Origin of the sequence: Billgrantia aerodenitrificans, from assembly GCF_021404405.1 — a bacterium.
Taxonomy (GTDB): Bacteria; Pseudomonadota; Gammaproteobacteria; order Pseudomonadales; family Halomonadaceae; genus Halomonas; species Halomonas aerodenitrificans.
In genome coordinates this window covers 19418-40831 of sequence record NZ_JABFTV010000017.1, presented here as the reverse complement: position 1 = coordinate 40831, position 21414 = coordinate 19418, and the positions used below count along the sequence as shown (strand labels likewise).

Genomic DNA, 21414 nt, shown 5'->3' with positions numbered 1-21414 from the left:
TATGCAGCGTTCACAGCAAAAGGGAACCGCTCAAGGAATCAGTTGTGAACGCTGCGCCAATAGAGCCGCTTTGGGTCGGGTTCGGCCCGCTCGCAAACTGTGATAAGGACCAAGCACGATCGACATGATGTACACCAACCCTGCCAGCAGAATGATCGTAGGCCCGGAGGGCAGGCCGGCGTGGTAGGACGCGAGTAACCCCACCATGCTGGCAGCCAGGGCAATGCCGACGGCAATGGCGATCATGCCCTCGAGCCGCTGGCTCCAGTAGCGTGCAGCGGCGGCGGGCAGCAGCATCAGGCCGGCTGCCATCAGCGTGCCCAGGGTCTGAAAGCTCACTACCAGACTCAGTACCACCATCATCATGAACAGAGCATGGGTCCAGCCGGCATGCCGCCCTTGCAGCGTCAGAAACTGCGGATCCAGGCACTCCACCACCAGAGCACGAAAGGCGACCGCCACACCGATCATTATCGCACTGCTGGCCACCGCCACCAGCATCAGCGTGCGGCTGTCCACCGTCAGTATGTTACCAAACAGCACATGGCCGAGATCCAGCGCATTCCCCGACAGGCTCACGATCAGCACCCCCGAGGCCATGGCCACCAGGAACAGGCTGGCCATGGCCGCGTCCTCCTTGAGCCCGCTGAATTGCGTCACCCCACCGGCCAGGGCAACGGTAATCAGCCCTGCCAGCACGCCGCCGGCCATCATCAGCGGCAGGGAGAAGCCGGCCAGCATGAAGGCGACGGCCACGCCCGGCAGAGTGGCATGCGACAGTGCCTCGCCCATCAGGCTCATGCCGCGCAGGGTGAGAAACACGCCGAGAATCGGTGCGGTAAGCGAGAGAGCCAATGACGCCACCAGGGCGCGGCGCATGAAGGCATAGTCGAAGGGTGACGTCAGCCACCAGAGCAGCGTATCGAGCATGGGGCAGGCCAAAGCGTTGTTAGATATGTTATATCATAACATAAATAGATCAGATAAGAGCCCAGACTCAGAAGTCAGGGCTCTTCCATCTCACCAATACATCTCATCAATACACCAACCAAGGGGCTCAATAGCGCAGCGCCACGCCCACCTGATTGGGCGTCACCAGCAGGGCATACTCGCCTTCCAGGTGCATGTCGCCGAACGAAACCCGGGCCGGCTGGAAGCGATTGATCGCCACCGAGGCCTGGCGTGGTTGGGTCTGCAGCTGCAGCTCGCTGACCAGCATGCCGGTGGCGAAATTGATCGCCCCATCGCGGCCGCGGCCGTCGCCCACACCGATCAGCAGGCCCGAGGCCGTATTCACCAGCAGCGAGCCGAGGCGCGCCTCCAGGCTGCGGCGCTGACGCTCTTCTGCGGCCACCTCATGCAGCAGCCGGCGCGCACTTTCGATATCGCCACCGCCTTCGCTCAACTGACGCCGAGCTGCCGGGTGCGGTTGGCGATCCATCAGCGTACCGGCCAGCGCCAGCGCCGACTTCACCGCGCCCACTCTGGCATCGTAACGAGTATCGCGGCTGTCCGACTCGCTGGCCTGATAGACGTTCACGGCAAGCGTAGAGGCGTACACCCCCGCCCAGCCGTACTGCCACACGTTGGCATGGCGCTCGCCCCGGGCCAGGGCGTCCTCGTAGGCCTGGTACTCCTGAGTGGACTGCTGGGCCAGGGCCAAGGGGGAGAAAAACATCAGGAGGGCGCATGCAAAGGGCAGGTGGGAAAGGCGAAGCATGAGGGATTCCTTGTCAGATAAGGGAATTGTGATCTTTTGTTTTTATAAAAGTAGTCGAGCGAAGAAAAGGGCGAAAAGAAAAGCGCGACGTGCATTACGGCGCGTGAGCAATGCCGGGAGCACCAGTATGCCGCTCCCGGCGTGCAGCCGACTAACGCGTGATGACCACCTCCAGATACTCCGAGGGCACCACCATGGTGCCGTCCGTAGCGCGGTTGTGAGCTTCGATCAGAGCGAGGACCTCCGAACGCAGCGCCTGCCTGGCTTCGCTATCAAGCGCTTCGAACGCTTTCAGCGTCGGCCCGTAGTAGGTGCTGAACACATCCAGCCAATGCGTTGGCGACTGGTAGCGGAAAGTGAAATACCTCGGCTGAGCCTCGATCTTCTGTACGTGCGGGCCGAAATGCGTCTCGAGAAACTCCTGAGTGCCCCACGCCGCCGGTGAGTTCACCCCCGCGGGCGGCGCCACATAGCGACCGATTGTCTTGAACAGCTGGCCGATGAAGCTCGCCGGGGTCCAGTTGGCCAGGCCGATCTTGCCGCCGGGCCGACATACCCGGAGCAGCTCCGCGGCGGCCTGGCCCTGGTTGGGCGTGAACATCACCCCGTAGGTGGAGACCACGTTGTCGAAAGAGGCGTCGGCGAACGGCAGGCTCTCGGCATCCGCCGTCCGGTAGTCGATCGCCAGCCCTTCCGCTTCGGCGCGCTTGGCGGACTTGGCCAGCAGCGCTTCCACGTAATCGGTGGAGACGACCTTGCAGAATCGCCGGGCCGCCGCCAGCGAAGCGTTGCCGTTGCCGCCGGCCACGTCGAGCACGGACTGGCCGGCGCGCAGGTCCATGGCTTCGCACAGCTGTTCGCCGACGATCTGCAGGGTAACGCCGATACGTGAGTAGTCGCCGGCACCCCAAACCGCTTGTTGCTTGGCCTTGATTGCCGCGTAATCGGGGCCGGCGGCCTGCGACCCGAGCGGGGTAGAGAGCGTCATGTCAAAACTCCTTGGGTGGATTGTCTCAGTGCTGTCGTCGCTCTACCCGCAGTGGGTACTTCCGAGCGACAAGCTCAGCCTATGCAGGGCTCTCACCACCGGCTTGCGGGTTGCGTGGGGATTTGTGGGGATTTGCGTGGGGAGAGGAGAGGGTGCGGGGCAAACAGGGCTACAGTGCCACCAAGCGCATGCCGTGCTTCTGCCCGACCAGTGCCGCAATTTGCTTGAGGGTCAGGTCAGGCTTGATGCGATAGGCATCTTCCAGCGCCTGGCGCGCCAGCTCCTGCCTGCCATCGAGCCGGTGGATGGCGGCCAGCACGATGCGAGGCATATAGCAGCGGTCGTCGCGCTGGCAGGCGAGTTCGGCCTGCTCACGGGCGGCGCCACGGTCGCCGAGGAGCAGATAGGCAATGGCGAGTACCGAGCCCCAGATCGACAGGCGGCTGTCGAGCGGGCTGATGCGAATGCCATGGCGCAGATGAGCGACCGCTTCCTCCGGACGGTTGCCGGCCAGGTACGCCGAGCCCAATGCCGCCCAGGCCTGGGCGTTGGCCGGATTGATCTCCAGGGCCTTGCGTAGCATCGGCACGCCGCGGTCGGGATAACCGATATCGGCCAACGCACACCCGGCGTGACCGAGTACGGTCGAGTCCATGCTATCGAGCTGCAACGCGCACTCGGCGGCATCGAGTGCTTCCGCCCATGCCTGCTCGTGATCGCTCATCAGATCGAAGCGATGTCCCAGCCCACGTACCAGCGAGAGATAGGCCGCCGCCAGGGCGAAGCCCGGCTCCAGCCGCCAACTGCGCCGCAGCAGATCCGCCGCCGCCGAGAAAGACTCCGGATGCCAACCCTGCAGCGCCAGGATACCGCTGGCCTCGAGATAGAGCTGGCGGGCGCTACGCTCGCCATCGAGACTGCTCACCTTGCGATAGATGGCACGGTGCAGCTGTGGCTCCAGCTTGGCGATGATCATGGGCACGCCGATGTCGAGGGCCTCGCCCACCGGGCCGACCAGGGTGAAGGTCTCGGCCCACAGACGAAAGCCGGCCTTGGCATCGGTCAGATGCACGGTCACGCGCATCCGCTCCGCGCCCTCAGCGGGCCAGGCCTGCACGCTGCCCTCCAAGACGTAATCGACCCCCAGCGCCTCGTGAAGCTCGCGTGCGGCCGGTGTCACCGGGCGGTCGAGATACTGTCCGCCCCGGGCGCTCAGGCGCAGCAGCGGTATCCGCGTGAGGATGGAACTCAGCTCGCCGGTCAGCGCATCGGCAAACCGATTGAGCTCAGAGGCGTCGGCCAATGCACGCAGCGGCAGAATGAGCAGGGCGGGATCGTCGCTGCCGAAGGACGGGGAAGCCGTCTTCGCTACACGCTCAGAGGCATCATCGTCGGTTTCGGTCACGCTCGCGGTGAAGCGGAAGCCTCGGCCGCGTACCGTCCTGATGTAGACCTGGGTGTCGCCGCTGTCGTCCAGCGCGCGCCGTGCCTGCTTGATGCAGGAAGCGACGGTAGCGTCCGAGACGATCCGCCCCGCCCACACGGCCTCGATCAGTTCATCGCGACTGAAGACCCGATCCGGATGGTGAGCGAAGTGCACGATGAGATCGAACACCATCGGTTCCACGCGACGCAGCTCGCCGTGTCGACGCAGCTCATAGTGCGCCGTATCGAGTTCGAAATCGTCAAACCGGAGGGTCATGGCGTTGTGCCGTCCCGGGCATATATTTGAATATCGTTGCTCTGGTCTAGAGTATGGTTCAGGCCGGGGGTAACCGCTTCGTTCCACTGGTGACATCGAGCAAAAGGAGTTGCGCATGACAGTCCCTTCCGTCGCCCCCCGTCACTCGTTGATGGTCTTTCTCGGCTGGCTGCTGGTGGTCGCCCTCGTGGCCATGATTGGGGCTCTTACCTCGCCAGGAGCCTGGTATGCCGAGCTCGACAAGCCGCCGCTCACACCCCCCGGCTGGGTCTTTTCGGTGGTCTGGACGATCCTCTACCTGCTGATGGCGATAGCCGCCTGGCGGGTTACGCTTCGGGTATCCCCCGAGCAGCGGGTCACGGTGTTGTGGCCCTTCGTCGCCCAGTTGGTGGCCAACGGGCTATGGTCGCTGCTGTTTTTCGGCATGAACCTGATGGTTTTCGCCCTGCTCGATCTCGTGCTGCTGTGGGGGCTGCTGCTGCTGACGATTCGTCGCTTTGCCCGCATTTCGTCACTGGCTGCCTGGCTACTGGTGCCCTACCTCGCCTGGGTCAGCTTTGCGGGCTACCTCAACGCAGGGATCGTCTGGCTGAATGGATAACGCTTCGCACAACCGGTCGTGACCGGCCGGTAACGAACGCGTAAAGTTAGCTGAGCCCACTTCGAACCGGAGAGTTCAATGCCTCGTCAGCCCCTCGACGACACCGCGCTGGATACCGTGTTTCGCAAAGCGCGCACCCACTACGGCTTCAAGCACGAGCCCATCGACGAGGCCACTCTGCGCGAGCTCTACGACCTGCTCAAGTGGGGGCCCACCTCGATGAACTGCCAGCCGGCGCGCTACGTCTTCGTGGTGAGCGAGGAGGGCAAGTCGCGCCTGATCCCGGCGCTCTCCGAAGGCAACCGCGACAAGGCCCACGAAGCCTCAGCCACCGTGATCGTCGCCATCGACACCCGCTTCTACGAACACATGCCCACCGTCTTCCCGCAATCGCCCAACGCCCGTGAGCGCTTCGCCGAGAACCCCGACAAAGCCAGCGACACCGCCTGCCGCAACGGCACCCTGCAGGGCGCCTACCTCATCGTCGCCGCACGCATGCTGGGGCTCGACGTCGGCCCCATGAGCGGCTTCGACCACGACATGGTCGACGAAGAGTTCTTTCCGGACGGCCGCTACAAGAGCAACTTCCTGGTCAACCTCGGCGTGGGGGAGCCGAAAACTCAGCGCCCGAGGGGGCCGAGGCTGGCGTTCGAGGAAGTGGCGGAGGTGGTTTGAGGCTTGCTACCGGCGTAAAACGCTCAATCCCAGCGTATCCAGGGGGTCAGCTCCTCACGATTGGCGATTTCGACCTGCTGTGCACGCGGATTGACCTCGCTGTGCTGAGGGTTCAGCCCCAGCTCCCTCAACGCATACAGCACGAGCGGGCCACGGCAGGTCAGTACCAACTCACCGTTTGCCATCCCATAGTCATGAGCGATGAGTGAGCGCTCGACTTGCGGCAGGCGGCGGTCGGGAATCAGCCGAACCTCCACCTGCGTATGCCACTCGGTATCGAATTTACCACTGTGCTTTCCCAGCATGGTGCCGCAGGGCTCTGGCACATCACGAAATCGACTCAGCACGAAATCACGATATTGCTGGTGCTTTTCACAAAATGCCCGAACGTGCCAGCGACCCGCCGCGAACACAAGAGTATGCGGCACGAGTACCCGGTCCTCTCCCTCGGGATTCGAAAACGAAGCGTAGTTCACCTCAAGCCTCGTACCCTGGCGTGCGGCCTTGACGACCTCCCTCACTACTTGAGGTGAAATCTCCCGGTTGGGCATCGGTAGGGATTCGGTATTTGCAGCTCCCAGGCTCAACCCTGCGAAGGGAGACTCCAGTTCATGGTTCGCACCTTGCAGATGTAGGTACTCTTCGACCCGACCCAGGGTAAAGCGTGGCCTGAAGTCTTCGGTTGGGATGAATCCCTTTCTCGATTCGTCGTAGAGGAGGCTGATCGGCACCAACTCCCTGTATTGACGAATGATTTTTTGAGATTGCTGTCTGCCGATGCCGAATACTGCCCCGATCTGTGAAGCCGTCACTCGCCCCTCCCAGAGCGCCAGGATCTCGATCAGGCGATAGCGGGCTTGAGTGTCCCAGGGCAGTGAGGTCGTTTCCATCGTTGGCTTCTCCATGATCCCAGCGCACTCAAGCGGAAAAGGAATGACCGGGCTGCTTAGTACGCTGGTTTGATATACATCACTAGTTACCCATACTAACAAGTGATTACATGAGGGGTAGTGAGAACAACAAACGAAAGGGAGTTCGCCGGTGACCTATTGGCTCTATTGGGGAAAAGCGAAACCAGGCTCGCAAGGCGCAAGCTGCCATCTCCTGCCCTACCATAGCCTTGACGTGGCTGCCGTCGGTTGGCATCTGCTTGCTCCGGAGAGTCCGCTGACACAACGGCTGGCAGAGCGCCTCGGCATGCCGCCTGAGCAGTTACGACGCTTTTTCGTCTTTCTCCTCGGCTTGCACGACCTAGGCAAATTTTCCCGTACTTTCCAAGGGCTGGCACGACCCGAGGGAGCAGAGCTGGTCGCTCCCCTTGAGCGGTACGAATACACCGTACGACATGATCGGCTGGGTCTACTGCTATGGCGTGAGTGCTGGCTCGACTGGTTGGATGAAGGAGTATTGCACTGGCCGGAAGGCGCGCTTGATCTTGGGGAAAGGCAGCGGCGGCGTAACGCAATCAAGGCATTGGTGAATCCCTTCTTTGGCCACCATGGCCAGCCCGTCGAGGCGGATCAGCTCCGTCTGGAGGTTTTCTTTGGCTCAGATGAGCACGCCAGCGATGTAGAGTCCGCAAAGCTCTTCGTATCCGAATGGGCTGACTTGATTGATATCGACTGGCCCATTGAGCAGCTGTTATCGGAAGAGTGGCTCACATCTTTCCTGTCGTTGAGCTGGACCATCTCGGGGTGGGCGACTCTCAGCGACTGGCTGGGTTCGAACCAGGAGCACTTCGACTACTGCCAGGACCAGATGTCCTTGGCCGAGTATTGGGAATGCTGCGCGGTGCCTAGGGCGGAGACGGCTCTACGAAAGGCAGGATTTACTCAGCCACTCACACCCTTGTCGTACTCCGGCCTTGGGGCTTGGTTCGACGGCCGTGAAGTTGAACCTACGCCGTTGCAGAAAGAGGCTGAGTCACTATCAATACCGTCTGGGCCCCAGCTTTTCATACTCGAGGACGTCACGGGGGCCGGCAAGACGGAAGCCGCCTGTATTCTGGCGCAACGCCTGCTGGCTGCCGGCCACGCCGAGGGGCTCTATTTCGCCTTGCCCACCATGGCGACTTCGAATGCCATGTACGAACGGCTTGGCTCCTTGCATCGCCGCTTCTACACGCCCGACTCCAACCCCTCGTTCGTGCTGGCTCATGGTGCTAGCCGCTTGAACGAGTCGTTCTCGGCTGCCATCGACAACTCGCAGCCGCAGGATCTCGACTATGGCCCTGGCGAGGCCTCTGCCACTGCTCAATGCAATCGATGGCTTGCCGATTCCCGCAAGAAGGCGCTGTTGGCGGAGGTTGGGGTTGGCACCATCGACCAAGCGCTGATGGGAGTCCTGCCGTTTCGTCACCAGTCTCTGCGGCTCTTCGGGCTGGCCCGCAAGGTACTGATCGTCGATGAGGTGCATGCGTATGACCACTACATGCAGACGCCGCTCAGCCGGCTGTTGAGTCATCATGCCCGCCAGGGTGGTAGCGCTATTTTGCTGACCGCTACCTTGCCGCATGCGATGCGGCAGGCGTTGGTAGCGGCCTGGCAGGAAGGGCTGAACCTGCCCTCAAGTTCGCTTGAGTGTCGTGATTTCCCTCTGTTGACCCAAGTTTCCGGCGCAGCCGTTCGTGAAGTTTCCCTCGATTCGCGTCCCGAGGTATCGCGTGAGGTCGGCGTGGAATGGCTGAGCGAAGAGCAACAGGCGATCGAAATCGTCATGGAAGCCGTCGAGGCCGGTGAGTGCGTTGCCTGGGTGCGCAATACGGTGGATGACGCCATTCGTGCTTACGAGGCGATTCGGGAGCGTCATCCGCAACCTGAGCGGTGTCTGCTATTCCATAGCCGCTTCGCCATGCTGGATCGTCAGCGCATTGAGTCCGATGTTCTCCGTCGCTTGGGTAAGGCGTCTGCATCTGATATTCGTGATGGGCAAGTTATTGTAACTACACAGGTTTTTCAGGAATCGCTCGACTGCGATGCCGATCTGATGATCAGCGACCTTGCTCCTGTCGATCTGCTGATTCAGCGCGCGGGGAGATTACAACGTCACCAACGTGGCCCGCGTTGCCCGCCGGTGCTGCGAGTGCTGGCGCCGGAGTGGGATGAAGAGCCGGATGCACAGTGGCTGAAGCGCGCACTGCCCGGTACTCAAGCCGTCTATCGAGACACCTCGCTTCTATGGCTGACCCAGCGTGTGCTCCGGCAGCTCGAAGCGATCCGCATGCCGGAAGAGGCGCGTGAACTCATCGAGGCCGTTTATGGCGCGGTAATCGACCAGGTACCGGATGGCCTGCATGAGGCGCGTATTGTACAGCGAGGACAGCAGCAAATTGCCGGCTCCATGGCCTTCACCAGCGCACTGGAGCTGGAGGCGGGGTATGTCTGGGATCGCCACAAATGGCAGGAGGAGCAAGAGTTCGGTACCCGGCTGATCGATGAGCCTACCGTCAATGTGGTGCTGCTCAAGCGTGATGCCATGGGCACCCTGACGTTATGGGCCGAGGGCGAGCGCCATACCGACATGCTCAGCCAGCTCAAGTTGCGCCAGAGCCAGGCCAAGAAACTGGCGGAGCTACCAGTTAGCTACCAGCCCCAGTGGGAAGCCTTGCAGGAACGCTACAAAGCGCTGCGCTTCGTGCAGCCCTGGTTGGCCGAAGAGGACGCTGAGGTGGCCTATGACCAAGTGCTCGGATGCCTGTTTGGGCGGTCGGCGGACGTGTAGAGGCCACCCTCGATGGAGGGTGGCCATGCCCCGCTACTGCGGAGAACTCACTAAGAGCCGAGCTTTTTTGTGGGTCGACTCACGGTTGAGCCCTAGAGAGCTAGGGAGCGTTGTGGAGTATCTCATCACCATAGATCGAAATACACTGTGTAATCGTTTTTTGAGGATCTACTCACTTCTATTTTATTGACCGGTTGCCTTGTGAGGAATATGCTTGGCCTCAGAGGCAGGGTCAGGAGGTGGGGTTATGCGTCGATTCCTTGAAGAGTGGCTTTGGAAAGTGGGGGAGTGGGACTGGGTTCGTATCACTCTGCGTGTGGCGACCTGGCTCGCTATCAGACTTTGGATTTGGCTAGCTGCAAGAAGGAGGTAGCGTGAACCTAACCGAAAGAGATTGGCTGCCTGTGCGAGCCAAAGAGGGGGGGATTACCTATCGATCCCCATCCTCTATCGCCGATCCTGAAATTCTCGATCTGGCGCTGCCTCGGGCTGATTTTCAAGGCGCGGCTTATCAGTTCCTGATCGGGCTGTTACAGACGGCGCTTCCGCCCAAGAATCACGACGACTGGTTGGCTCGATACCTGGAGCCCCCGACAGTCGAGGAGCTGGCAAGCGCTTTTTCTCCTCTGGCAGCCGCTTTCGAGCTGGATGGCGATAGGCCGCGCTTCATGCAGGATCTCGATCCTCTTGAGGAGGCCAATCCCTCACCGGTCGCAGGGCTGCTGATCGACTCCCCCGGTGCCAACGGTATTAAGCTCAACACCGATCATTTCACCAAGCGTGGGCGTGTAGAAGTCGTCTGCCCCGACTGCGCAGCGCTTGCTCTATTCACTCTGCAGATCAACGCACCGTCTGGCGGGGCGGGGTACCGCGTGGGTTTACGGGGTGGTGGGCCGCTAACGACTCTGGTGCTGCCCGAGCGAGCGGATGCCACACTCTGGCAGCGGCTTTGGCTGAACGTGATGCCTGCGGCTTCGATTGCTGGCGCAGGCGGGCGCAACCTCGAAGCCAAGCCCGAGGACGACACGCTCTTTCCCTGGATGGGGCCAACTCGTGTCAGCGATAAGAAGGGCGCCGTTGTGACGCCAGACGAAGTGCATCCTTTGCATCCCTATTGGGCCATGCCACGCCGGTTTCGCCTGCTCTTCGAGGATGGTGCGTGTCAGTGTGATTTGTGCGGAAGAGAGACGACGCGCTTCGTTCGGGAGATCCGGGCCAAGAATTACGGTGCCAACTATGACGGTCCTTGGCTGCATCCTTTGACGCCCTACCGGCAGGATCCCAAGAAACCGAACGAGCCGCCGCTCTCTCAGAAAGGTCAGCCTGGTGGGTTGGGTTATCGCCACTGGTCGCATCTGGTTCTGCAGGATGCGAAGTCGAGCGGAGCTCTGCCGGCCGCTGTCGTGCATGACTATTTGCATGGCAAGGCCCCGACGAGCGAAGAGGCCTACCGGGAAGGTGACATCAGCGAGAGGTTATTGAATCAGGTGCGTTTGTGGGCCTTCGGCTACGACATGGACAATATGAAGCCACGTTGCTGGTATGGCGTCGAGATGCCGCTGATAGCCATTCCACCCAAGCACGAGGAAGTCTTCAGGAGTTGGGTACAGGTCTTTACCGAGCTTGCGCGCCAAGTTGCCTGGATGCTGCGCAACCAGGTAAAAGGTGCCTGGTTTTCTCGTCCTGCCGATGCCAAGGGCGATATGAGCAGCATCGATGAGCAATTTTACGATGCGACCGAGGCTGCTTTCTTTCGAAATCTATTCGCACTGCGCCAAGCACTTCAGAACGGACAATACATCCACATGCCTTCTCAAGTCGCTGAAAGTTGGTATGGCGAGTTGAGGCGAGAAGCGCTTCGTCTTTTCGAGCTTCTGTCTCTCAGCGGCCCCCATGAAGAGTTGGATATGCGTCGTATTATCCAGGCACGGCGAAATCTTTTGGCTTGGCTCTCTGGGCGAAGCAAGGGGAGCAAAGTCATCCAGAAATTTGCAAAAGAAGGTGGCTTCAGTCTGGCGGCTGACCAGAAAAACAAGGCAACGGAGGGGATGTCATGAGTGAGGCGACGACCGCTGAGGCGGTAAGTGAAGCCCGACCGGTACCGGAAGAGCGTCTGCTCGCGATTAGTGCGGACGAGGCTTTTCAGGTGCGTTGCTGGTGGCAGCGTTTGACCCTACCGGCAGCAGAACTGAAGGCCTTCAGCGATGCACCGCCGTGGCCAAAGGGCGTGCGGGCCACGCTCAGGCGTTGCGATACCGTGGAGGCCGCCATGCTGACCGAAGGTTTTCGGCTTCTCTGGCATCGGTTGTCAGCGCCTGAAGGGGAAGGTGAGAAGCAACGCAATTATCGGCTGCAAACCTGGGCATGCATCGCGCTAGTGCTGGCCGAGGTAAGGGCCGAAAGTCCCGGTGCCACTTTGGGTAGCCAACTTGGCAAACAGAAGAAAGAAACCGGCAAGCCTCATATGAGTGAGCTGCGCTTCCAACGCCTGCTGGCCTGTCGCTCGCCCGAGGAGCTGATTACTCATCTCCGCCGTGCATTGGCGCTGATCGACAAGAGAGGCGTCAGCGCGGTCTATCTGGCCGATAACGTTGCCCTCTGGTGGGCTGAAAGGTGGCGTGAGTCGCAAGGTTGGGCTGCCAGCCGCCCTTCACAGCGCCTGTCCTTCCAATGGGCAAATGATTACTTTGGCACTCAACTCCAATATCAGCACGATAACGACTAATCGAACTTCTATTAAGAACAGGGAGCTGACACATGAGCCATTTCATTCAACTGCACCTACTGACTTCCTATCCGCCCGCCAATCTCAATCGTGACGATCTGGGCCGTCCCAAGACTGCCATCATGGGTGGCGCCAAGCGCCTTCGTGTCTCTTCCCAGAGCCTCAAGCGCGCATGGCGTACCTCGGCACTGTTTGAAGAGGCCATCGGTCAGCATCGTGGCTACCGCACCAAGCGTATCGGCATCGAGGCTAAACAGCGCCTGATCGAGAAAGGGGTAAAGGAGAAGGAGGCCCAGGAGTGGGCAACCGATATTGCCAAAGTCTTCGGTGAGGTGGCCAAGGGCGAGCTGGAAACCAGCCAGCTCGTACACATCGGCCCCGAAGAGCAGGCAGCAGTCGATGCGTTGGTCGATACTCTTGCCAACGAGAGCAGAGCGCCGGAGAAGGAAGATTTAGACCTGCTGCGCCACAAACCTACAGCCGCCGATATCGCTTTGTTCGGCCGCATGCTGGCCGCGGTTCCTGAGTACAATGTGGAAGCAGCCTGCCAGGTGGCGCATGCCATTACCGTGCACGCTGCTGAAGTAGAAGATGATTATTTCACTGCCGTGGATGATCTCAATACGGGGAATGAGCATCGCGGCGCCGCTCACGTCGGCGAGGCCGGTTACGGAGCGGGGTTGTTTTACAGCTACGTCTGCATCGACCGCAACCAGCTCGTGGAAAATCTGAAGGGCGACGCCGAGCTTGCCGACAGGTCGATTGCCGCTCTGGTCGAAGCTGCGGCAAGAACCTCGCCCAAGGGTAAGCAGAACAGCTTTGGTTCCCGCGCTCATGCCAGCTACCTGCTTGCCGAAAAGGGTGAGCAACAGCCCCGCTCGCTGTCGGTGGCATTCTTGCGACCGGTGAGCGGTCAGGATCAAGCCGTAGAAGCCATCGAGCGACTCGAAAAGCAGGCCAAAGCTTTCGATACCGCCTATGGTGCCGGTGCCGATCGACGTTTCGTCGTAGCTGCCGAGCCGGACTATCATGGCCCACTGCTTGAGGGTGCGGTAGCACAGGGGAGCCTGGCAGAGCTGGTTGATTTCCTCAAAGCCGACCAGTGAGGTGCGTAATGACGGAATATCTCGTTTTCCGGCTCTACGCGCCGCTAGCCAGTTGGGGCGAACCCGCGGTAGGCGAAACTCGTCCCAGCGCTACCCATCCGGGACGTGGCGCTATCCTGGGCTTGCTTGGTGCCGCGCTCGGCATTCGGCGTGATGACGATGAAGGACAGAGCGAGCTACGTGACAGCGTGCGGGTGGCGGTCAAGCAGCGTTCGCCGGGAATCCTGTTGCGCGATTACCACACGGCTCAGGTACCGGGCGAGCGCAAGGGTGTTGTGTACCGCACACGCCGTGACGAGTTGAGTGCACCACGCAAAGTCATCAACACCATTCTTTCCAGTCGTGACTACCGCTGTGATGGGCTCTGGACAGTTGCTGTTTGGCTGTCGCCGGAGGCTACCTTGACACTGGGGGCGCTGGAGCAAGCCCTCAAGACTCCGCACTTCCCATTGTATCTTGGCCGCAAGGCGTGCCCACCGGCAGCCCCGCTGGATCCACGTCGTGTAACCGTAGAGCGGCTGAAAGAAGCGCTCGATACCGAGTTCCCCAAACTGGTTCGCGATGAGCAGCAAGCGCTTCGCCTGGCTAGTGAGTCGCTTTATTGCTGGGAGGGTGAAGCGGCCATGCTCGACGGTAAAAAGGAGGGGGTGGAGTCCAACGCTATCTGGGACAGCCCACTCAACCGTAGGCGCTGGCAGTTTGGGCCGCGTACCGAATATCGCCGCTTCGTCCGCCATGAGGAGGGCAACTGATGTTTCTTTCTCGCGTACGTGTGGACCTTAACGGCCTTTCCCGTGAACTGCTATTCGAGATCATGGGAGGTGGCGCCTACGGTGCCCACCAGCTTCTATGGAAACTTTTTCCCGACCACTCGGAGGCTCGCCCTTTCCTGTTCCGCCAGGAAATGGAGGAGCCCTCGGGGCCGGACCAAGCGCCCAAAGGGCTGCCATTGTTCTACATGCTTTCCGACCGTGAGCCTGTGGCAGTAGCGGGGTTGCTCGATGTGCAGAGCAAACCGTTCGCCCCAGCGCTGGAGATAGGCGAGCAATTAGCGTTTCGTGTGCGTGCCAATCCGACGGTAGCCAAGGCGGTCGAAGGCAAACGAGGGCAGCGTGCCGATGTCTTGATGGCCGCCAAGTTTCCTTTTGAGTCGGGTGAGGCCCGCAACAGTCGAGCCTGTGTAGAGGCCATGGACAATGCCGCTCACGATTGGCTGACCTCACGGGCCGAGTCCTGGGGATTTCGATTGCCGGTCAAGCCAAATGTAGGCTCCTATCGTCAGCATGCTCTCCACAAGCCCGGTCGGCGTGATGCCATTCGGTTTTCCAGTGTCGATTATGAAGGGCTTCTGGAAGTGACCGATCCGGGGCGTTTGGTCGAAACACTGGCTCATGGTATCGGCCGTGCCAAGGCGTTTGGCTGTGGATTGCTGATGCTGCGTCGACCTTGAGGGGGTGACATGAGCTTTATCCCCCTCAAGCCGATCCCGATGAAGGATCGCATGACGATGATCTTCATCGGCATGGGCCAGATCGACGTACGTGATGGCGCCTTCGTGGTGATCGACGATGTCAACGGCGAGCGCATGCACATACCGGTCGGCTCGGTTGCCTGCCTGCTGCTCGAGCCTGGCACCAGAGTTTCCCATGCGGCCATCAAGCTTGCCGCGGCGGTGGGCACCCTGCTGATCTGGGTTGGGGATGCCGGCGTGCGGCTCTACAGTGCAGGGCAGCCTGGTGGTGCCCGATCCGACAAGCTGCTTTACCAGGCCAGATTGGTGCTTGAGGAGAAGCTGCGTCTCAAGGTGGTGCGCAAGATGTTCGAGCTGCGCTTCGGTGAGCCGGCACCTGAGCGGCGCAGTATCGAACAGTTGCGGGGAATCGAAGGCGCCCGTGTGCGCAAGACGTATCAACACTTGGCCAAACAGTACGGCATCAAATGGACAGGGCGCCGTTACGACCCGAGCCAATGGGATGCTTCCGATACCGTCAACCAATGCCTCTCCGCTGCCACTGCTTGTCTCTACGGGGTAACTGAAGCAGCGATTCTGGCGGCGGGTTATGCGCCAGCCATTGGCTTTCTTCACACCGGAAAGCCAAAGAGCTTCGTCTACGATATCGCCGATATCGTCAAGTTCGAAACCGTGGTTCCCGCGGCTTTCCGCGTTGCGGCGCGCAATCCACCCCTGCCAGAGCGGGAGGTGCGTATTGCCTGCCGCGATGCCTTCCGGCAGACGAAGCTGCTCCAGAGCCTGATACCACTGATCGAAGAGGTTCTATCAGCAGGAGAGATCGAACCACCACCGCCAGCCCCCGAAGCCGTGCCACCGGCCATACCGGAGCCGGCATCCGTGGGCGATGCCGGGCACAGGAGCGGTTGATATGGCCATGCTAGTCGTAGTGACCGAAGCCGTACCGCCCCGTCTGCGCGGCAGGCTCGCCGTGTGGCTGCTCGAGGTCCGTGCCGGTGTTTATGTCGGCGATGTCAGCAGGCGTATTCGCGAGATGATCTGGGAGCAGATCAATGCGCTGGCGGAGGAAGGCAACGTCGTGATGGCCTGGGCCAGCAATCACGAGTCCGGTTTTGAGTTCCAAACATACGGCTCGAATCGTCGTGAACCCTGGGATCATGACGGACTACGCTTGGTGCGCTTTCTCCCGCTAGAGACCAACTAACTGATTTTCCAGGTTCTTTAACAATTCGTGCTGTACAAAAAATAGGCAAAATCGCTGGTGGGAAATCCGCCGGCGATTTTCCTTTTGTAGATCAATCGTCTACGATTAGTCCGATCCCCGCGGGAGCGGGGATTAACCGCTGTACGGCGTATTCGAAGAGGTGGTGAGTCGCCGATCCCCGCGGGAGCGGGGATTAACCGTGCAGGCGGTAGCTCCCCAGTCTCTCGTCGAACCGATCCCCGCGGGAGCGGGGATTAACCGTGACTGAATATCAGTCTCCAACTATTCGACTCCCGATCCCCGCGGGAGCGGGGATTAACCGGTGAGGAGATCACCTTTTCCACCGCCGACGAGCCGATCCCCGCGGGAGCGGGGATTAACCGCCGGAACCCGAGCCCGAGCCGGAACGGCCGCCCCGATCCCCGCGGGAGCGGGGATTAACCGGTGAACGGCCCTGCGTACTGCTTGGATTATAGCCGATCCCCGCGGGAGCGGGGATTAACCGGCAGCACAGCATCTGGACGCCGGAATGCCGTCCCGATCCCCGCGGGAGCGGGGATTAACCGTATTCAATGAACTTTGCGAATACTTCCCCGACGCGATCCCCGCGGGAGCGGGGATTAACCGCATGAAGAACAAGATCACCGACCTGAGGAACCCCGATCCCCGCGGGAGCGGGGATTAACCGGATGCACCCCGCTAAGCCGGTGACGGTGGCCACCGATCCCCGCGGGAGCGGGGATTAACCGATGAGGTAGCGGGTCATGGTCGGATCCTCAGACCGATCCCCGCGGGAGCGGGGATTAACCGGTCCGGGCGATGAATTCGATGCGGGAGTTGGCCCGATCCCCGCGGGAGCGGGGATTAACCGCCGATGTTTCCTGTCTCATGACTGGATCCTCTCCGATCCCCGCGGGAGCGGGGATTAACCGGTGATGTTGACCTTGGCGAGCATGCCCCAGTACCGATCCCCGCGGGAGCGGGGATTAACCGGTCGAGGAATTGATCGAGCGAAAACGTGAGGACCGATCCCCGCGGGAGCGGGGATTAACCGGTGCGTGCCATGGCACGCTCGATGCTGTCACGCCGATCCCCGCGGGAGCGGGGATTAACCGGTGATGTAACGCATGGCCACACCTCAGAAGAGCCGATCCCCGCGGGAGCGGGGATTAACCGATCGTGGCTGAGGTTGATGGGTTGCGGCACACCCGATCCCCGCGGGAGCGGGGATTAACCAGTTGCGGTTGTCGCCGTCGCGAAACACCACCGCCCGATCCCCGCGGGAGCGGGGATTAACCGCAAATTTCCTATGTCAAATCTCTACTAGCACGCCGATCCCCGCGGGAGCGGGGATTAACCGTTCGGCGGCTACTGAGAGGATCCAGTCATGAACCGATCCCCGCGGGAGCGGGGATTAACCGCGGCTCGCCGGCGCCGGTCAGCTGATACGCCGCCGATCCCCGCGGGAGCGGGGATTAACCGGCGCGGTGTCCGTTGGCGAGGCCTCCAGAGATCCGATCCCCGCGGGAGCGGGGATTAACCGGCTGGCGCCCTGATCGCCGCCGAGTGGGAGCGCCGATCCCCGCGGGAGCGGGGATTAACCGGGCACAGTGAAATACTACGGCAAGCGAGATGGCCGATCCCCGCGGGAGCGGGGATTAACCGCGTCAATAAACGGGATCGAGTGGTATAGGGATCCGATCCCCGCGGGAGCGGGGATTAACCGCCGGCGAGGCCCAGGGTGTCAATCAGGAAGTGCCGATCCCCGCGGGAGCGGGGATTAACCGCGGTTCGCCAAGCACTACGGCGCCCTGGTCAACCGATCCCCGCGGGAGCGGGGATTAACCGGCGTTTCCACATATTGGGGGGGGGTAAGGCGCCGATCCCCGCGGGAGCGGGGATTAACCGGCCTCAACGTTTGCGGATTGCCCTGAAATTGTCCGATCCCCGCGGGAGCGGGGATTAACCGCCGAGCGCATGCGGGGCGAGCTGAAACGAGTCCCGATCCCCGCGAGGGCGGGGATTAACCGGATGAGGCAAAGCGGAACCGGCGCAGCTACAGCCGATCCCCGCGAGGGCGGGGATAAACCGTCCGCACGCTGATGATCAGTGCGGGGCACAGCCCGATCCCCGCGAGGGTGGGGATTAACCGTCGGCCTTACCGTCGGCAACGTCGGTGGTCAGCCGATCCCCGCGGGAGCGGGGGTTAACCGCGGGTCAGCACCGTGTCGGCGACGTCATCCAGCCGATCCCCGCGAAGGCGGGGATTAGCCGGCGTGCGCCGGGATACTCCGCCGAGCCGAGAAACGATCCCCGCGAGTGCGGGGGTTAACCGAACCCCATGGAGCCGCCGGGCTTTGCCGTATTCCGATCCCCGCGAGGGCGGGGATAAACTGTAGTTCTAAAACAACGGCGTGCTGGGCGAGGCTCGATCTCCGCGCTTGCGGAAAGGAACCGGCGCCGGAAGCCAATAACTGGCGCTCCTGCGTTTTCGGGATAAGCCAAAACAAGCCTACGGGTGGTGTGAGTACCTACCAGTAAGCAGTACCTAGCCTAATTGTCAGAGATTGCATACGGCCTTTGTAGGAAATGTGCCATTTCGCTGCTTGCTCAAATCGATAAGCTATATGGCGCCTCTCCGGCGCTGGGCCAACTTGCTTGGACGCGCTATTACAAAAAGCCCCACGCGCAGCGTGGAGCCTGAAAAAGGAAAAGGATGCCATGAAAACCCGGCTGGACGAACGCTTCGACCCCGATCCTTTAGACCCCTGGGAGGAGGAGCGCTTACGACAAGCCGAGCGCCCCGTGTCGTCCCGCTCCGCTTCACGGCCAGCGGATGACCGGACACCACCCCAAGAGTACCGGCCTGAACCGCCTATCCCCGATACCCCGGAGAAACCACGCACGCTGCAAATCGGTGTGTTCTTCGATGGCACCGGCAACAACATGCACAACGACCGGCAACTGCCCGACCGCGATATCACCAATGTGGCCAAGCTGCATGACTTGTATCCGAACGATGCGGCTAACGGCTATTACCCTGTCTATATCCAAGGTGTGGGCACAATTGCCGGTCGGGAGAGCGAAGATGGCTTCGTGGCTCCCGAGAACGCCATCGGCATGGGCACCGGGGTCGGGCCGGAGGGTGGCCATGCGCGTATCGAACAGGCGCTGACCGAGGTCCGCCAGATCCTGGAGGCCAACCCCCGCGATTCGCTGGTAACCTTCGATGTATTTGGCTTCAGCCGCGGTGCGGCCCTGGCCAGGCACTTCGTCAATTTGATCCATCGCTGGCCGGAAACACTACTGGTACCGGACTTTCGCCTCGTCAGGTCAATGTATCAACCACCGCTGCGCCGCATTCTGGCCTTTCCACCCAGGCCCATTCCTTTCCCGCAGGTTCGCTTCGTCGGGCTGTTCGATACCGTGGGCAGCTTCTACCGGCCCGGTACCGACAGTAACCTCGATTTCGACCTTTACATCGCCTCGGGTAGTGCCGCCCGCGTGGTGCAGCTCACCGCCCATCACGAGATACGCCGTAACTTCCCGCTCAACAGCATCGCCGATGCCCAGGGCAACCACCCCGGCAACTTCGCCGAGATTGCGCTTCCAGGTGTACACGCCGATATCGGCGGTGGCTATGAGAACCCCAATCTCGATCTGGGCTTTGCCAACCATGAGGAGCTGATCGTGCGTCGCCGTGCTGGGCTGGGGGCCAATGGAGAGACGATTCGCCGGGCCCAGGCGGAGGCGCAGGCGAGAGGACTCGACATTCGCGTGGATGGCAGGGATGTACTCGAGATCGAACGCCGTGCCACGCGCAAGGAGCTGGCCATCTACGCCCTGCATCAGATGTACGAAGAGACGAAGCGAGCCTGGGTGCCTCTCGATGAACTTCGGGATGACGCAGACCATACCATTCCCACCGAGCTGCAAACTCTGATCGACGAGTGGTGGCAAAACGGCAGCCGGCGCGGGCGCCAGTGGATGCTGGACATGTCGCATGAACACTTTGCCGGTTACATCCATACGTCTCACCGCCAGCATCCTTACAGTCTGAGGGACCGCTTCGCCCACGCCCCGGAGCCCAGCGGTGTGCGCCGGGTGTTCCCTAACGTGTCGCTGCACTCCTACCTGCCGACACAGGAGCCGCAGAATGCCTAGGTCATGGACGACTCGTCTGCGGCCTGTGCTGCTACTGTTGCTGCTATTATTGACCGCTGCCTGCGAGGCGGAACCTCGACGCTATGATTTTGCCGTACAGCCGGTTGGTGGGCCTACAGGTTGGCCCATCTGGGTGGAGGAGCTGACCTTTGACCATTCTTGGAGCGCACGTGCGGGCAACATCAGCTCCGGTTTCGAGTACAGGCCACCCCGGGCAGGGGGGGTGAATGTACTGGCCCATCCTATGCCCGCTCCTTCCTCGGTGCAGGCGCGCTGGTTTTCCTACCGTACCCAGACCTTCTACGAAATCGATCTGGCATTGCCTGATACGGATGCTCTACTGCAGCAGTGGTATCGGGATTTCCCCCCGTCCCAATACCGCCACTACCTGGTAGCTGGCTTCTCCGGCAAGGGGGAGGTCATGGTCTGGTGGCGCGCCAGTTGCAAAGTCTGCGGCCGTGATCGCAGCCAGGATTTCCATGCGCCAATCGTGGAGTCGGCATGGGCCGAGGAGGTGGTGGGCGATCCGGCAACCTTTCGCAGTCAGACTCAGAGACGAATCGATGATGGGATCATTCCCTCGCCTTGGGAATGACATGACTCTCGCGTCGAAGCCATCCAATGCCTCGCTTATCACCCACTCTCATGAGAGTCTGGCCCACGCCCCGGAGCCCAGCGGTGTACGCCGGGTCCTCCCTAATGTATCGCTGCACTCCTACCTGCCGACACAGGAGCCGCAGCATGCCTAAGTGGGTGGCATGCCTACGCCACGGGCTGCTGCTATCACTGTTGCTATTGACTGCCGCCTGCGAGGCGGAACCTCGACGCTATGATTTTGCCGTACAGCCGGTTGGTGGACCTACAGGTTGGCCCATCTGGGTGGAGGAGCTGACCTTTGACCATTCTTGGAGCGCACGTGCGGGCAACATCAGCTCTGGTTTCGAGTACAGGCCACCCCGGGCAGGGGGGGTGAATGTACTGGCCCATCCTATGCCCGCTCCTTCCTCGGTGCAGGCGCGCTGGTTCTCCTACCGTACCCAGACCTTCTACGAAATCGATCTTGAGCTGTCTGATATGGACGCCCAGCTACAGCAGTGGTACCGGGACTATCCTCAGCCGGATTACCGCCATTATCTTATGGTTGGCTTCTCCGGTAGAGGGGAGGCCAAAGTCTGGTGGCGTGCTAGCTGCAACAACTGCGGTCGTGATCGCAGTCGGGATTTTCATGCGCCAATCGTGGAGTCCGCGTGGGCTGAGCAGGTAGAGGGAAATCCTGACTGGTACCGTGAGCATATCCAAGAGTACGTCAATGAAGGCGTATTCCCCTCTCCGTGGTGA

The 21414-nt window shown here is 61.1% G+C and carries 18 protein-coding genes and 1 CRISPR repeat array; of the genes, 13 read left to right on the top strand and 5 right to left on the bottom strand.

Annotation, left to right across the window (positions count from 1 at the left end; genetic code table 11):
* Positions 1-30 precede the first annotated feature (30 nt).
* The 4 genes from HOP59_RS22465 to HOP59_RS22450 all read right to left on the bottom strand — a co-directional run bounded on the left by HOP59_RS22465 (position 31) and on the right by HOP59_RS22450 (position 4410).
* The gene (locus tag HOP59_RS22465) at positions 31-930 is read right to left on the bottom strand and encodes a metal ABC transporter permease (protein ID WP_234255628.1); all 900 of its coding nucleotides are present in this window, start codon (positions 928-930) and stop codon (positions 31-33) included.
* A 127-nt stretch (positions 931-1057) separates the two neighbouring features.
* A complete protein-coding gene (locus tag HOP59_RS22460) occupies positions 1058-1678 on the bottom strand; it encodes a hypothetical protein (RefSeq protein ID WP_234255627.1) in 621 nt (206 codons plus the stop codon).
* A 193-nt stretch (positions 1679-1871) separates the two neighbouring features.
* Entirely contained in the window at positions 1872-2708 is an 837-nt protein-coding gene (locus HOP59_RS22455; RefSeq protein ID WP_234255626.1) for a class I SAM-dependent methyltransferase, read from the bottom strand.
* A 169-nt stretch (positions 2709-2877) separates the two neighbouring features.
* Positions 2878-4410, bottom strand: a complete 1533-nt coding sequence (locus HOP59_RS22450; protein ID WP_234255625.1) for a winged helix-turn-helix domain-containing protein — start codon at positions 4408-4410, stop codon at positions 2878-2880.
* Between the two features lie 115 nt (positions 4411-4525).
* Between HOP59_RS22450 and HOP59_RS22445 the strand changes: the two genes are divergently transcribed.
* Both HOP59_RS22445 and HOP59_RS22440 read left to right on the top strand, forming a co-directional pair.
* On the top strand, positions 4526-5011 hold the full coding sequence (locus HOP59_RS22445) for a TspO/MBR family protein (RefSeq protein WP_234255624.1): 486 nt from the start codon (positions 4526-4528) through the stop codon (positions 5009-5011).
* Between the two features lie 78 nt (positions 5012-5089).
* Positions 5090-5686, top strand: a complete 597-nt coding sequence (locus HOP59_RS22440; protein ID WP_234255623.1) for a malonic semialdehyde reductase — start codon at positions 5090-5092, stop codon at positions 5684-5686.
* A gap of 23 nt (positions 5687-5709) precedes the next feature.
* Here HOP59_RS22440 and HOP59_RS22435 read toward each other — a convergent pair whose 3' ends face one another.
* Positions 5710-6576 (bottom strand): WYL domain-containing transcriptional regulator, encoded by an 867-nt coding sequence (locus tag HOP59_RS22435; protein WP_234255622.1) that lies wholly within the window; start codon positions 6574-6576, stop codon positions 5710-5712.
* 151 nt (positions 6577-6727) lie between these two features.
* Here HOP59_RS22435 and cas3 point away from each other — a divergent pair, with 151 nt between their 5' ends.
* From cas3 to HOP59_RS22380, 11 genes are all read left to right on the top strand, one after another.
* Entirely contained in the window at positions 6728-9406 is a 2679-nt protein-coding gene (gene cas3, locus HOP59_RS22430; protein WP_234255621.1) for a CRISPR-associated helicase Cas3', read from the top strand.
* A gap of 374 nt (positions 9407-9780) precedes the next feature.
* Positions 9781-11463 carry a type I-E CRISPR-associated protein Cse1/CasA gene (gene casA, locus HOP59_RS22425; protein ID WP_234255620.1) on the top strand — a complete coding sequence of 561 codons (1683 nt, stop codon included), beginning with the start codon at positions 9781-9783 and terminating at the stop codon, positions 11461-11463.
* Positions 11460-12131: a type I-E CRISPR-associated protein Cse2/CasB gene (casB, locus tag HOP59_RS22420; RefSeq protein WP_234255619.1), complete on the top strand. Its 672-nt coding sequence runs from the start codon at positions 11460-11462 to the stop codon at positions 12129-12131. The genes casA and casB overlap by 4 nt, the downstream gene beginning before the upstream one ends.
* A 32-nt stretch (positions 12132-12163) precedes the next feature.
* Positions 12164-13237 (top strand): type I-E CRISPR-associated protein Cas7/Cse4/CasC, encoded by a 1074-nt coding sequence (gene cas7e / locus HOP59_RS22415; protein ID WP_234255618.1) that lies wholly within the window; start codon positions 12164-12166, stop codon positions 13235-13237.
* A gap of 8 nt (positions 13238-13245) precedes the next feature.
* Positions 13246-13989 (top strand): type I-E CRISPR-associated protein Cas5/CasD, encoded by a 744-nt coding sequence (gene cas5e, locus HOP59_RS22410; RefSeq protein WP_234255617.1) that lies wholly within the window; start codon positions 13246-13248, stop codon positions 13987-13989.
* Positions 13989-14687 carry a type I-E CRISPR-associated protein Cas6/Cse3/CasE gene (gene cas6e / locus HOP59_RS22405; RefSeq protein ID WP_234255616.1) on the top strand — a complete coding sequence of 233 codons (699 nt, stop codon included), beginning with the start codon at positions 13989-13991 and terminating at the stop codon, positions 14685-14687. Before cas5e ends, cas6e begins: the two co-directional genes overlap by 1 nt.
* 9 nt (positions 14688-14696) lie before the next feature.
* Positions 14697-15617, top strand: a complete 921-nt coding sequence (cas1e, locus tag HOP59_RS22400) for a type I-E CRISPR-associated endonuclease Cas1e (RefSeq protein ID WP_234255615.1) — start codon at positions 14697-14699, stop codon at positions 15615-15617.
* 1 nt (position 15618) lies between these two features.
* Complete coding sequence (gene cas2e / locus HOP59_RS22395) at positions 15619-15912, top strand: type I-E CRISPR-associated endoribonuclease Cas2e (protein ID WP_181516448.1); 294 nt, start codon at positions 15619-15621, stop codon at positions 15910-15912.
* Between the two features lie 110 nt (positions 15913-16022).
* Positions 16023-18308: a CRISPR direct-repeat array (repeat unit 29 nt; unit sequence CCGATCCCCGCGGGAGCGGGGATTAACCG).
* A gap of 325 nt (positions 18309-18633) precedes the next feature.
* Positions 18634-20076, top strand: a complete 1443-nt coding sequence (locus HOP59_RS22390; protein WP_234255614.1) for a T6SS phospholipase effector Tle1-like catalytic domain-containing protein — start codon at positions 18634-18636, stop codon at positions 20074-20076.
* Complete coding sequence (locus HOP59_RS22385; RefSeq protein ID WP_010626375.1) at positions 20069-20671, top strand: DUF2931 family protein; 603 nt, start codon at positions 20069-20071, stop codon at positions 20669-20671. The genes HOP59_RS22390 and HOP59_RS22385 overlap by 8 nt, the downstream gene beginning before the upstream one ends.
* Before the next feature lie 146 nt (positions 20672-20817).
* Positions 20818-21414, top strand: a complete 597-nt coding sequence (locus tag HOP59_RS22380) for a DUF2931 family protein (protein WP_234255613.1) — start codon at positions 20818-20820, stop codon at positions 21412-21414.